Source organism: Pseudomonas sp. FGI182 (assembly GCF_000511325.1).
Classification (GTDB): domain Bacteria; phylum Pseudomonadota; class Gammaproteobacteria; order Pseudomonadales; family Pseudomonadaceae; genus Aquipseudomonas; species Aquipseudomonas putida_Z.
This window is the reverse complement of record NZ_CP007012.1, coordinates 5,824,703-5,838,118: the sequence shown is the minus strand read 5'-3', so window position 1 is coordinate 5,838,118 and position 13,416 is coordinate 5,824,703. Positions and strand designations below refer to the sequence as shown.

The following is a 13,416-nucleotide window of genomic DNA, read 5'->3' as shown; positions in this document are numbered from 1 at the left end:
GCGGGCAAGCCCGCGAAGAGGCCGGTACAGGTCAACCGCGGAAGTGACTGGGCGCGACGCCACTCCAACGCTGGAAGGCATGCCGAAAACTGGCGGTCTCGCTGAACCCCAGGCACTCGGCAATCCGATAGATCGGCATCTGCTCATCAGCCAGCATCTGCTTGGCCCGCTCGAACCTCAGTTCATCCAGCAGCTGTTGATAACTGCTGCCCAACGCCTGCAAATGCCGGCGCAGGGTGCGCGATGAGCAGTTCATCTGCCGCGCCAGCCCTTCCAGCCCGGGCGCTGCATCCAGTTGCTGCGCCAGCAGTTGGCGAATCCGCCCCAGCCAGGCCTGGCGGCCGGTGAATTCCAGGTTCAGGCGCCGGCAGCGTTCGCTCATGGCCTTGTGGGTAATCGGGTCGGCCAGCGGCAGTGGCGTGTCCAGCCAGCGCTGTTCGAAGGCAAAGGCATTGTCCTCGGCGTCAAAACCGACCGGGCACTGGAATGCCCCGGCATAGAGTGCGTGGTAACCGGGCCGTGGGTGTTCGAAACGGGCTGCCAGCAGGGGCAGCGGGCGGCCGAGCAGGTCGTCGCAGATGACCTTCAGCGACACCAGGCAGAACTCGGCGTTGAAGGCGGTCAGCGTCGGGCTGTCGTGGTAGTCGCTGGCGCTAAACCAGACGCGCTGGCCGTCGTCGAGCAAACGCAGCTTGAAGACTGTTCCCAGCAGTGCCGGATACTGCAGCGCCAGGCGCAAGGCGTCACCCAAAGTGGCACTGGAGAGCAGGGCGTAACCGAGCATGCCGTAGCACGACACATGCATGCGCCGGCCCAGTTCCAGGCCGATATCCTCGCGCCGGGCAACGGCGTTGGCGCACACCTGCAGTTCCTGCTGGGTAGTGATGCGCGCATCGGCATGGCCCAGGTCTGCCGGGCCGATGCCGCTGCCGGCCAGCAGCGCCGACGCGTCGCAACCGTCTGCCTGGAAGACGTTGAGGATCAGCGAAACCGCATTGAGGGTGGTCAGGTGGCTGTGCAGCATGCTGGGTAATCCCGTTGGGCTGGGACGCATTATGGAGCAAGTTGTGTGCCGATGTTCGGGGCCCGCTCTGCGGCCCTGTCGCGACACAAGGCCGCTCCCACATTGGCCAGTGTACGCAGGGCTCTTGTAGGAGCGGCCTTGCGTCGCGATGGGCTGCAAAGCAGCCCCAAAATCCTGCAGGCAAAAAAAAGGCCCGAAGCATAGGCTCGGGCCTTGGAAAGGTTGAGAGGTGTCTAGTCCCTCGACCTGGTGAGACTGTTTACAGCGGCCTGGTTACGCCTTCAGCGGAACCAGACGGGGAGCGATCATGTTTTCCGGACGCAGGATGTCGTCGAGCATCGCGTCGTCCAGCAGCTTCTCTTCGCGCACCAGTTCCAGTACGCCGCGGCCGGTTTCCAGGGCAACGCGGGCGATACGGGTGGCGTTTTCGTAGCCGATGTACGGGTTCAGGGCGGTGACCAGGCCGATCGAGTGCTCGACCAGTTCACGGCAGCGCTGTTCGTTGGCGGTGATGCCGACGATGCAGTGCTCGCGCAGCATGTCCATGGCGCGTTGCAGCAGGCGGATCGAGTCGAAGATCTTGTAGGCGATCAGCGGCTCCATAACGTTCAGCTGCAGCTGGCCACCTTCGGCGGCGACGGTCAGGGCCAGGTCGTTGCCCATGATGGCGAAGGCCACCTGGTTGACGGCTTCCGGGATAACCGGGTTGACCTTGCCTGGCATGATCGAGCTGCCTGGCTGACGCGCTGGCAGGTTGATCTCGTTGATGCCGGTGCGCGGGCCGCTGGACAGCAGGCGCAGGTCGTTGCAGATCTTCGACAGCTTGACGGCGGTACGCTTGAGCATGCCGGAGAACAGCACGAAGGCGCCCATGTCGGAGGTGGCTTCGATCAGGTCGGCAGCCGGTACCAGCGGCTGGCCGCTGATGGCAGCCAGGCGCTGTACGGCCAGGGCCTGGTAGCCAGGGTCGGCGTTGATGCCGGTGCCGATGGCGGTACCGCCCAGGTTGATTTCGGTCAGCAGTTCCGGGGCCAGCGAGCGCAGGCGCTGCAGGTCTTCGGTCATGGTGGTGGCGAAGGCGCGGAATTCCTGGCCCAGGGTCATCGGTACGGCGTCCTGCAGCTGGGTACGGCCCATCTTCAGTACGTGGTCGAATTCCTTACCTTTGGCAGCGAAGGCCTGGATCAGGCTGTCGAGGCTGGCCAGCAGGGCGTCGTGGCCCAGCAGCAGGCCCAGACGGATGGCGGTCGGGTAGGCGTCGTTGGTCGACTGCGCCATGTTCACGTCGTTGTTCGGGTGCAGGTACTGGTACTCACCCTTCTGGTGGCCCATGGCCTCCAGCGCGACGTTGGCGATGACTTCGTTGGCGTTCATGTTGGTAGAAGTACCAGCACCGCCCTGGATCATGTCCACCACGAACTGGTCGTGGTAATCGCCTTTGATCAGGCGGGCGCAGGCTGCGGTGATGGCAGCGTGCTTGGCATCGCTCAGGTGACCCAGCTCACGGTTGGCGTCGGCAGCAGCCTGCTTGACCATGGCCAGGGCCACGACCAGCTTCGGGTAGTGCGACAGCGGAACACCGGAGAGGTGGAAGTTGTTGGCAGCGCGCAGGGTCTGGATGCCGTAGTAGGCATCTGCAGGAACTTCAAGGGTACCCAACAAATCTTTTTCGACGCGGAACGATGCAGCGGAGGACATGATGTATATCATCTCGATTTTGACCCGGCACATGCCGGAATGGCGCCAATCCTAGGCCTGAAGGTGATTTTGCGGCCAATGCTGTTGCACGCTAACCTATGCACAAACGGCATAGTGTTTCATGTGACGCCAATTGACATTCGAACGTGTTCCATTTTGGTGCACGCCAGGAGATGTGCTTCGTGAACCTTGAAAGCAAATGGCTGGAAGACTTCAGCGCGCTGGCCGCCACCCGCAGTTTTTCCCAGGCGGCAGAGCGGCGTTTCGTCACCCAACCGGCCTTCAGCCGGCGCATTCGCAGCCTGGAAGCAGCCTTGGGCCTGCAATTGGTGAATCGTTCCCGCACGCCGATCGAGCTGACAGAGGCCGGCCAGCTGTTTCTCGTCACGGCGCGTACTGTTGTCGACCAGTTGAGCGAAATTCTCCGCCACTTGCATCATCTGGAAGGCGGGCAGGGTGAAGTGGTGCAAGTGGCCGCGGCACACTCCCTGGCATCGGGCTTTTTCCCGCGTTGGGTGGCCCAGTTGCGCAACGACGGGTTGAACATCGCTACCCGCCTGGTTGCGACCAACGTCGGAGATGCCGTGCATGCATTACGCGAAGGTGGCTGCGACCTGATGCTGGCCTTCTATGACCCGGATGCCGCCCTGCAGATGGATGCCGAGATCTTCCCGTCGCTGCACATGGGCACCACTGAAATGTTGCCGGTATGCGCCGTGGATGCCGACGGCAAGCCGTTGTTCGACCTGGAAGGCGAGGGCAGCGTGCCGCTGCTGGCTTATACCGCCGGCGCCTTCCTCGGTCGCTCGGTCAATTTGCTGCTGCGTCAGCGCAACCTGCGCTATACCACCGTCTATGAAACCGCCATGGCCGACAGTCTGAAGAGCATGGCGCTGGAAGGCATGGGCATCGCCTGGGTGCCGCGCCTGTCGATGCGTGGCGAACTGGAACGGGGCGAACTGGCGATCTGCGGCGGCAGTCAGTGGCACGTGCCGCTGGAAATCCGCCTGTACCGCTGCGCCCTGGTGCGCAAGGCCAATGTAAGGCTGTTGTGGCGCAAGCTCGAGGGGGCGGCGATGGTTGACCCAAAAGTCAGTCAAAGCCCCGAAAAATAAGGGGCGACAGTTGGTCGCCGGGGTGCCTTAAACGCCCCACCTTACGGTATACTGCGCGGCCTTTCGACCGGATGCGTCCGGTCCTGATCAGCAAACAAGCCACGCCGGTCGTCCCGCGTGGCTTGTTGTTTTTTGACGCGCCCAAGGGCGCACAAGCGAAGAGGCTCGACGATGAGTGCACTGGTTGGCGTGATCATGGGCTCCAAGTCCGATTGGTCCACCCTTAGCCACACCGCCGATATGCTGGAAAAACTCGGCATTCCCTACGAGGTGAAGGTGGTTTCCGCCCACCGTACCCCGGATCTGCTGTTCCAGTATGCCGAGGAGGCTGAGGGCCGTGGCATCGAGGTGATCATCGCCGGTGCCGGTGGCGCAGCCCACCTGCCAGGCATGTGTGCCGCCAAGACCCACCTGCCGGTGCTGGGCGTGCCCGTGCAATCGTCGATGCTGTCGGGTGTCGATTCGCTGCTGTCGATCGTGCAGATGCCAGCCGGCGTGCCGGTTGCCACCCTGGCCATCGGTCGTGCCGGGGCGGTCAACGCCGCGCTGCTGTCGGCGAGCATCCTCGGCGCCAAGTACCCGCAGTACCACGCGGCGCTCAAGCAGTTCCGCACGGAACAGACCGACACCGTGCTGGACAACCCAGACCCGCGCCAGGCTTGAGGCTCAACCCATGAAGATCGGTGTAATCGGTGGCGGCCAGCTGGGCCGCATGCTGGCCCTGGCGGGTACCCCGCTGGGCATGAACTTCGCCTTCCTCGACCCGGCGCCGGACGCCTGCGCTGCGCCGCTGGGCGAGCACCTGCGTGCCGACTACGGCGACCAGGACCACCTGCGCCAGCTGGCCGACGAAGTCGACCTGGTCACCTTCGAGTTCGAAAGCGTCCCGGCCGAGACCGTGGCCTTCCTCTCGCAGTTCGTGCCGGTGTACCCCAGCGCCGAAGCGCTGCGCATCGCCCGTGACCGCCTGTTCGAGAAGAGCATGTTCCGCGACCTGGGTATCCCTACCCCGGCCTTCGCCGACATCCTCTCGCAGGCCGACCTGGACGCCGCGGTGGCCAGCATCGGCCTGCCGGCCGTGCTGAAAACCCGCACCCTGGGTTACGACGGCAAGGGCCAGAAGGTGCTGCGCACGCCTGAGGACGTGGTCGGTACATTTGCCGAGCTGGGCAGCGTACCTTGCCTGCTGGAAGGCTTCGTGCCGTTCACCGGCGAGGTGTCGCTGGTGGCCGTGCGCGCCCGTGATGGCGAAACCCGCTTCTACCCGCTGGTGCACAACACCCACGAAAGCGGCATCCTGCGCCTGTCGGTCGCCAGCCAGGCGCACCCGCTGCAGGCCCTGGCCGAAGACTACGTGGGTCGTGTGCTCAAGCAACTGGACTATGTGGGCGTGATGGCCTTCGAGTTCTTCGAAGTCGACGGCGGCCTGAAGGCCAACGAAATCGCCCCGCGCGTGCACAACTCCGGGCACTGGACCATCGAAGGCGCCGAGTGCAGCCAGTTCGAGAACCACCTGCGCGCCGTCGCCGGCTTGCCGCTGGGCTCGACTGCCAAGGTCGGCGAGAGCGCGATGCTCAACTTCATCGGTGAAGTGCCGGCGGTGGACAAGGTGGTTGCCATCGGTGACTGCCACCTGCACCACTACGGCAAGGCCTTCAAGGTTGGTCGCAAGGTTGGCCACGCCACCCTGCGCTGCCACGACATGGCCACCCTCGAGCGCAAGATTGCCGAAGTAGAAGCCCTGATCGGCAACTGATCGAACTTCTACCAGCGGCTTGCCCTCTGAAATGGCAACAAGCCAAAGCGCTGTCTAGGCTTTGGCTTGTTCCATCTTCACTGCAGAGGGATTGCCATGGGTATCATTGGAACCATCTTCATCGGCCTTATCGTCGGCCTGCTGGCCCGCTTCATCAAGCCGGGCGACGACAGCATGGGCTGGATCATGACCATTCTGCTGGGGATTGCCGGCTCCTTGCTGGCCACCTACGGCGGCCAGGCGCTGGGTATCTACCAGGCCGGGCAGGCTGCCGGTTTCCTTGGCGCGCTGATCGGTGCTGTGATCCTTCTGGTGATCTACGGATTCATCAAGAAACGCTGAATACTGGTTAGAATGCCCGGCAATTCATTCGAGTTGCCGAGCATTTTCATGCGTGCCTTTTTCCTCGCCCCACTGCTGTTGGCCAGCACCCTGGCCCATGCCGAACTGCCTGAAACCGACTGGCTGGAGCTGATGCCCAAGTCGGACCAGCAGGCACTCGAGCAAATGCCCGATATCGACCACAACTCGCCGGAAGCCATGGGCACCTTTACCGACAAGGGCGGCCTGAAGCAGAGCAAGGGCCTGCCGGCGGTGATGTACTCGACCAAGACCGTGGCGGCCATGAACGGCAAAGATATTCGCCTGGGCGGCTACCCGGTGCCGCTGGAGAGCGATGCCAAGGGCAACAGCACGTTGTTCTTCCTGGTACCGTACCCGGGCGCGTGCATTCATGTGCCGCCACCACCACCGAACCAGCTGGTACTGGTGCGCTACCCGAAAGGCCTGAAGATCGATGATATCTACACACCGCTGTGGGTCAGCGGCAAGCTGAAGGTGGAGAAGGTCAGCAATGACCTGGCCGATGCGGCCTATGCGCTGGATGCCGGGAAGGTGAGGGTGGTGGAGGACGCAGACCTCTGATCGCCTGCACTGGCCTCTTCGCGGGCTTGCCCGCTCCCACAGGTACTCCACAATTTTCAAGGCTTGTGGAGTACCTGTGGGAGCGGGCAAGCCCGCGAAGAGGCCCGCATAGGCACAAGACTCAGATCATTTCACAGCCAATCCTGACCCCCAGCGAGCTGCTGCCCCCAGGCTTCAATTCGACCAGGTCATCCCACACATTCGCCGTCTCGATGCACAGCATCCGCTGCCACCCATCGTCGGCCATGTCCGGCAGTTCCCTGGCCCGTTCAGTCCAAGGGTTCCAGATCACCGCCGAGCGCGACCCGCTGCTGGTCAAGGTAATGCGCCGCTCCCAATGCGGGTCGACGATGCTAAGGGTTTGCGGGGGCGCCAGGTAGATCCGGTCGGTCTCCCCGGCAAACGCCAGTGGCCCCTGCTGCTGGCGCTGCTCCCAGTCAGCCAGGGTCTCGATATAGCTCAGCCCCTTCACCCCTTCGACCCGCGCCTGGCGCACATCACTGACCGCGAAGTAGCTGTGCAGGGCCTGGCTGATGGTGACGGGGGTATTGCCCATGTTGCGGCTGGTCAGGTTCAGCTGCAGGTCCTCGCCCAGCTCCACTACCAGCTTCAGCTCGACGTCATGAGGCCAGCCAGGCAGGTCACCCTGCGCTTCCGGCAGTTCGAATTCGATGCGCAGGCCTTTGCCCGCTTCCTCGATACCCAGCAATTGCCAGTCGCGCGCGCGCGCCAGGCCGTGGGCGGGTGCCTGTTTGCCGTGGTACATGGCCTGCACGGCCTGGGGGTTGCGCTGCAGGTTGCCGAACCACGGCCAGCACACCGGCACACCGGCGCGTACCGACTTGCCCTGACGGAAGATGGCCTGGTCGCTCAGCCACAGCAGCGGTGGCTGGCCAACGCGCTGGTAGCTGAGGATCTGCGCGCCCTGCTGGGCGATCAGTAGTTCGGCGTGGTCGCTGCTGATACGCCAGCAGTTGAGTTCGCCATGTTGCTCGGTTACGACCTGGAAGGTAGCCATTGCATTCATCTCATTGATTGCCAGTGGGCCTTGGACCCGGGCACATGCAATGAGTTTACCGCCGGCGTGGCTCAGCGACGAGGTACGGAGCGGGTGCGGCCACTGCCGTCGATGGCGACGAAGACGAAGACTGCTTCGGTGACCTTGCGCCATTCGCTGGACAGCGGGTCGTCGCTCCACACTTCGACCATCATCTGGATCGAGCTGCGGCCGATTTCCAGGGTCTGGGTATAGAACGACAGCTGCGCGCCGACGGCGACCGGGACCAGAAAGGCCATGCGGTCGATGGCCACGGTGGCCACGCGGCCGCCGGCGACACGGCTGGCCATGGCGGTACCGGCCAGGTCCATCTGGGCGACCAGCCAGCCGCCGAAGATGTCGCCAAACCCGTTGGTTTCGCGCGGCAGTGCGGTGATCTGCAAGGCCAGGTCACCTTGCGGGATAGGATCTTCTTGTTCGAGCTCAATCATGCGATGGGGCCTCTGACCCGTGACGCTTTTCGTTGGTGTGGCGCAAAGGCCGGGTAAACGATTCAGCTTGAAACATACTACGCCGATTTCGTTTCACTGAGCGGCCGTAGGGAAACTCTGCGAAACCGCCTGACATAAAGACCGGCGTTTTCGCACAACATCCCACGCTAGCAGCAACCTTTTCCTACGAACTGCCAGTATATAGAGCATAACGGCCAGCGACGACCGTGCATTCATGAATATGTGTAGGGATTTTGTATCGCTTCCGGCGCAGCTCAGCAATTTGCTATCTTCGCCTGTCTCCCACTCCAGAAGCCGCGTGCCAAGCGGCCTGCATGCCTACAAAGAGAACAATCAGCGATGACTTCCGTGCCGAGCAGTATCGAGCAGCCCTCGCGGCCGCTGACCCGCAGTGACTACAAGACTCTCTCACTGTCCGCCCTGGGCGGCGCGCTGGAGTTCTACGACTTCATCATCTTCGTGTTCTTCGCCACGGTGGTCGGCAAGCTGTTCTTCCCCGCCGACATGCCCGAATGGCTGCGCCTGATGCAAACCTTCGGCATTTTTGCCGCTGGCTATCTGGCGCGGCCGCTGGGCGGCATCATCATGGCCCACTTCGGCGACCTGCTCGGGCGCAAGAAGATGTTCACCCTGAGCATCTTCATGATGGCCCTGCCAACGCTGATCATGGGCCTGCTGCCCACCTATGCACAGATCGGCATGTGGGCGCCGATCCTGTTGCTGCTGATGCGCGTGATCCAGGGCGCGGCCATCGGCGGCGAGGTACCCGGTGCCTGGGTATTCGTGTCCGAGCACGTGCCAGAGCGCAACACCGGCTACGCCTGCGGCACCCTCACCGCAGGCCTGACTGCGGGTATCCTGCTTGGCTCGCTGGTGGCGACCCTGATCAACAGCGTCTACAGCGCGCAGGAAGTGGCCGATTACGCCTGGCGTATCCCGTTCCTGCTCGGCGGTGTATTCGGCCTGTTCTCGGTGTACCTGCGCCGTTGGCTGCACGAAACCCCGGTGTTCGCCGAGATGCAGCAGCGCAAGGCGCTGGCCGAGGAACTGCCGTTGCGCGCGGTGCTGCGTGACCATCGCGGTGCGATCATCCTGTCGATGCTGCTGACCTGGATGCTGTCAGCCGCCATCGTGGTACTCATCCTCATGACTCCGGCGCTGCTGCAGAGCATCTACCACATCAGCCCCACCGACTCGCTCAAGGCCAACAGCCTGGCCATCGTGCTGCTCAGCTTCGGCTGCATCGGCGCTGGCAGCCTGGCTGATCGTTTTGGCGCGGGCCGGGTGTTCGTGATCGGCAGCCTGTTGCTGCTGGCGACCTCCTGGACCTTCTACCACAGCCTGCCTACGCGCCCCGAGCTGCTGTTCCCGCTGTATGCGGTGACCGGCCTGTGCGTGGGCGTGATTGGCGCGGTGCCTTATGTGATGGTCAAGGCGTTCCCGGCGGTGGTGCGCTTCAGCGGGCTGTCGTTCTCGTACAACGTGGCCTACGCAATTTTTGGCGGGCTGACGCCGATGGTGGTGACTGCGCTGCTGAAAGTGAGCCCGATGGCGCCGGCCTACTATGTGGCGGGGCTGTGTGCCGTTGGTCTGGTTGTGGGCCTGTACCTGCTCGCCAACAAGCGCTGATCGGCACCGATTGGTCAACGCAGTCATTGTAGGAGCGGCCTTGTGTCGCGATGGGCTGCACAGCAGCCCCAGAGATCGCAAACCCGGCACAAATTGCCGGGGCTGCTGCGCAGCCCATCGCGACACAAGGCCGCTCCTACAGGTATTGCCAAGCAGCTGAGCGGTGATGGCTTTTCATCCAATTGTCATATTCAAGTCATATCGTATTCATGCGGCCTGCAGATACTTGGGCCCGTTCCATCCAACACCCCAATATTCCTGCTAGGAGCAAGGCATGAAACTGAAGCGTTTGATGGCGGCCCTCACCTTTGCCGCCGCTGGCGTTGCAACCGCCAACGCGGTAGCCGCTGTCGATCCTGCGATCCCGACCTACACCAAGACCACCGGTGTTTCGGGCAACCTCTCCAGCGTCGGTTCGGACACCCTCGCCAACCTGATGACTCTGTGGGCCGAGGCCTACAAGAAGGAATATCCGAACGTAAACATCCAGATCCAGGCTGCCGGCTCCTCCACCGCGCCACCCGCGCTGACCGAAGGCACCGCCAACCTCGGCCCGATGAGCCGCAAGATGAAGGACGTCGAGCTGCAGGCCTTCGAGCAGAAGTACGGCTACAAACCGACCGCCATCCCGGTCGCCGTAGACGCCCTGGCTGTGTTCGTGCACAAGGACAACCCGATCAAAGGCCTGACCATGGCCCAGGTCGACGCTATCTTCTCTTCCACCCGCCTGTGCGGTGGCAAAGCCGACGTCAAGACCTGGGGTGACCTGGGCGTGACCGGCGACCTGGCCAACAAGCCAGTACAGCTGTTCGGCCGTAACTCGGTATCGGGCACCTACGGCTACTTCAAGGAAGAAGCCCTGTGCAAAGGCGACTTCAAGCCTAACGTCAACGAACAGCCTGGCTCGGCTTCGGTCGTGCAGTCGATCAGCTCCTCGCTGAACGGCATCGGCTACTCGGGTATCGGCTACAAGACCGCCAGCGTCAAGACCGTGGCCCTGGCCAAGAAGGAAGGCGGCGAGTTCGTTGAAGACAACGAAGCCAACGCCCTGAACGGCACCTACCCGCTGTCGCGCTTCCTGTACGTCTACGTCAACAAGGCCCCGAACAAGCCTCTGGCCCCGCTGGAAGCCGAGTTCGTCAAGCTGGTGCTGTCGCAAGCTGGCCAGCAGGTCGTGGTGAAGGATGGCTACATCCCGCTGCCGGCCAAAGTCGTCGACAAGACCTTGGCTGACTTGGGCCTGTCCCACGCTGGTAACGTCGCAAAAAAGTAAGTAATTGAAGGGGAGGCCGGCGCTGATGCCTGGCCTCTTCCACGAAATTCCAGTCCGAAGCCAGGTTTCCTGTGCGGCGGGCTTTCGTGCGTCACCACTTTGTAATGTTTTTGTCACACGGGACCGCTAGGGTGTGCGCATGAATGATCTGGCCAACTCCAACATGACCCAAAACTCCCAGCCCGTGCGGATTGATTTCAATACGCCGGAGTTGCAACGCAAGCGCCGCATGCGCGCGCTCAAGGACCGCCTGACCCGCTGGTATGTACTGGTGGGCGGGCTTGCCGTATTGGCGGCGATCACCCTGATCTTCTTCTATCTGGCCTATGTGGTGCTGCCGCTGTTCCAGGGCGCCGAGCTGACCAGCAAGAAAGCCCTGGAGCCGACCTGGCTGCAACAGGATGCCGGCAAGCCGCTGATGATCGCGCTTGAAGAGCAGAACCTGGTGGGCATGCGTGTTTCGGACAAGGGCCAGGCACTGTTCTTCGATACCAAGACCGGTAACGAGCTCAAGCGTTTCGACCTGCCGGTGCCGGCAGGCACCCAGGTCACTTCGATCAGTGCCGACCAGCCGGGCAGTCCGCTGGTGGTGCTGGGCTTGTCCAATGGCCAGGCGCTGGTGTTCCACCACACCTACAAGATCACCTACCCGGACAACAAGAAAACCATCGCCCCCGGCATCGACTACCCGTACGGCGAGCAGCCGTTCGTGCTCGACGAGCAGGGCCGTGCGCTGGAGCATGTCAGCGTCAACGTCAATGGCGACACCCTGCTGATGGCCGGTTCCACCGGCGCGCACCTGCAGGTGGTCGAGCTGACCCGCACCGAAAACATGATGACCGAAGAGGTCACCACCGAGCAGAACCGCATCGAACTGCCGCAGATGACCGAAACGGTGAAGAACATCTTCATCGACCCGCGTCAGCAGTGGCTGTACGTGATCAACGGCCGCGCCACCGCAGACGTGTTCAACCTGCGCGACAGGAGCCTCAACGGCCGCTACAAATTGTCTGAAAGCGCCGACACCGAAATTACCGCCACCGCCCAGCTGGTCGGCGGCATCTCGCTGATCATCGGCGACTCCAAGGGCGGCCTGGCCCAGTGGTTCATGGCCCGTGACCCGGATGGCGAATCCCGCTTCAAGCTGATCCGCACCTTCCAGATGGGCAAGGCCGCGGTCGTGCAGATCGACGCCGAAGAGCGCCGCAAGGGCTTCGTCGCCCTCGACGCCGCAGGCGAGCTGGGCGTGTTCCACAGCACCGCGCACCGTACCCTGCTGGTCGAGCCGGCCGCCGAAGGCCCTGGCATCCTGGCCCTGTCGCCACGTGCCAACCGCATCATCATCGAAGAAGGCGGCAAGCTGCTGCCACTGAGCCTGCGCAACCCGCACCCGGAAATTTCCTTCAGCGCGCTGTGGGGCAAGGTGTGGTACGAGAACTACGACGAGCCGAAATACGTCTGGCAATCGACCGCATCGAACACCGACTTCGAGCCCAAGCTGAGCCTGTCACCGCTGACCTTCGGTACCCTGAAGGCCGCGTTCTACGCCATGATCCTGGCGGCCCCGCTGGCGATTGCCGCGGCCATCTACACCGCCTACTTCATGGCCCCTGGCATGCGCCGCAAGGTCAAGCCGGTGATCGAACTGATGGAAGCGATGCCGACGGTGATCCTCGGCTTCTTCGCCGGCCTGTTCCTCGCCCCGTACCTGGAAGGCCACCTGCCGGGCGTGTTCAGCCTGTTCCTGCTGATGCCGCTCGGTATCCTGCTGGCCGGCTTCGCCTGGACCCGCCTGCCCGAGTCGATCCGCCTGCGTATCCCGGATGGCTGGGAAGCGGCGATCCTGATCCCGGTCATCCTGTTCACCGGCTGGTTCGCCCTGACCATGAGCCCGCACCTCGAGAACTGGTTCTTTGGCGGCGACATGCGCCTGTGGATCACCAACGACCTGGGGATAACCTACGACCAGCGCAACGCCCTGGTCGTGGGTATCGCCATGGGCTTCGCGGTCATCCCGAACATCTACTCCATCGCCGAAGACGCCGTGTTCAGCGTGCCGCGCAGCCTGACCCTGGGCTCCCTGGCCCTGGGAGCTACGCCATGGCAGACCCTGACTCGCGTGGTCATCCTCACCGCCAGTCCGGGTATCTTCTCGGCGCTGATGATCGGCATGGGCCGTGCGGTGGGCGAGACCATGATCGTGCTGATGGCCACCGGCAACACCCCGGTGATGGAGCTGAACCTGTTCGAGGGCATGCGCACCCTGGCCGCCAACGTGGCCGTGGAAATGCCGGAATCGGAAGTCGGCGGCAGCCACTACCGCGTGCTGTTCCTGGCCGCGCTGGTGCTGCTGATGTTCACCTTCATCATGAACACCTTGGCCGAGCTGATTCGCCAGCGTCTGCGCAAGAAATACTCGTCGCTTTGATAGAAAGGTAGCGATCCGTGAAAAAGGATTCCCTCAAAGGCTGGTTCAAGAGCGGCGCCC

At 63.0% G+C, this 13,416-nt stretch carries 12 protein-coding genes; 8 read left to right on the top strand and 4 right to left on the bottom strand.

The genetic code is table 11. The features are described from left to right. Positions 1-31: 31 nt before the first annotated feature. Together C163_RS25720 and aspA are read right to left on the bottom strand one after the other, a co-directional pair. Complete coding sequence (locus C163_RS25720; protein ID WP_025341135.1) at positions 32-1,024, bottom strand: AraC family transcriptional regulator; 993 nt, start codon at positions 1,022-1,024, stop codon at positions 32-34. A 273-nt stretch (positions 1,025-1,297) separates the two neighbouring features. Further along, positions 1,298-2,722, bottom strand: coding sequence for an aspartate ammonia-lyase (gene aspA, locus C163_RS25715; RefSeq protein WP_003260072.1), 1,425 nt, complete (start codon positions 2,720-2,722; stop codon positions 1,298-1,300). Positions 2,723-2,904: 182 nt separating this feature from the next. Here aspA and C163_RS25710 point away from each other — a divergent pair, with 182 nt between their 5' ends. From C163_RS25710 to C163_RS25690, 5 genes are all read left to right on the top strand, one after another. Continuing rightward, positions 2,905-3,837 carry a LysR substrate-binding domain-containing protein gene (locus C163_RS25710; protein WP_161797629.1) on the top strand — a complete coding sequence of 311 codons (933 nt, stop codon included), beginning with the start codon at positions 2,905-2,907 and terminating at the stop codon, positions 3,835-3,837. Positions 3,838-4,008: 171 nt separating this feature from the next. Next, positions 4,009-4,500, top strand: a complete 492-nt coding sequence (gene purE, locus C163_RS25705) for a 5-(carboxyamino)imidazole ribonucleotide mutase (protein ID WP_003253304.1) — start codon at positions 4,009-4,011, stop codon at positions 4,498-4,500. A 10-nt stretch (positions 4,501-4,510) separates the two neighbouring features. Beyond that, positions 4,511-5,593: a 5-(carboxyamino)imidazole ribonucleotide synthase gene (locus tag C163_RS25700; protein ID WP_025341133.1), complete on the top strand. Its 1,083-nt coding sequence runs from the start codon at positions 4,511-4,513 to the stop codon at positions 5,591-5,593. A 96-nt stretch (positions 5,594-5,689) separates the two neighbouring features. Then, positions 5,690-5,935 carry a GlsB/YeaQ/YmgE family stress response membrane protein gene (locus C163_RS25695; RefSeq protein ID WP_012274863.1) on the top strand — a complete coding sequence of 82 codons (246 nt, stop codon included), beginning with the start codon at positions 5,690-5,692 and terminating at the stop codon, positions 5,933-5,935. Positions 5,936-5,983: 48 nt separating this feature from the next. Beyond that, the gene (locus tag C163_RS25690) at positions 5,984-6,517 is read left to right on the top strand and encodes a DUF3299 domain-containing protein (RefSeq protein ID WP_177325774.1); all 534 of its coding nucleotides are present in this window, start codon (positions 5,984-5,986) and stop codon (positions 6,515-6,517) included. Between the two features lie 121 nt (positions 6,518-6,638). Here C163_RS25690 and C163_RS25685 read toward each other — a convergent pair whose 3' ends face one another. Further along, on the bottom strand, positions 6,639-7,535 hold the full coding sequence (locus C163_RS25685; protein WP_025341131.1) for a D-hexose-6-phosphate mutarotase: 897 nt from the start codon (positions 7,533-7,535) through the stop codon (positions 6,639-6,641). A gap of 71 nt (positions 7,536-7,606) precedes the next feature. Next, positions 7,607-8,005 (bottom strand): acyl-CoA thioesterase, encoded by a 399-nt coding sequence (locus C163_RS25680; protein ID WP_003253317.1) that lies wholly within the window; start codon positions 8,003-8,005, stop codon positions 7,607-7,609. A gap of 360 nt (positions 8,006-8,365) precedes the next feature. Here C163_RS25680 and C163_RS25675 point away from each other — a divergent pair, with 360 nt between their 5' ends. The 3 genes from C163_RS25675 to C163_RS25665 all read left to right on the top strand — a co-directional run bounded on the left by C163_RS25675 (position 8,366) and on the right by C163_RS25665 (position 13,356). Next, positions 8,366-9,655: an MFS transporter gene (locus C163_RS25675; RefSeq protein WP_003258167.1), complete on the top strand. Its 1,290-nt coding sequence runs from the start codon at positions 8,366-8,368 to the stop codon at positions 9,653-9,655. Positions 9,656-9,929: 274 nt separating this feature from the next. Next, complete coding sequence (locus C163_RS25670; RefSeq protein WP_013974822.1) at positions 9,930-10,928, top strand: phosphate ABC transporter substrate-binding protein PstS; 999 nt, start codon at positions 9,930-9,932, stop codon at positions 10,926-10,928. 139 nt (positions 10,929-11,067) lie between these two features. After that, positions 11,068-13,356, top strand: coding sequence for an ABC transporter permease subunit (locus C163_RS25665; protein ID WP_025341130.1), 2,289 nt, complete (start codon positions 11,068-11,070; stop codon positions 13,354-13,356). Positions 13,357-13,416: the final 60 nt, after the last annotated feature.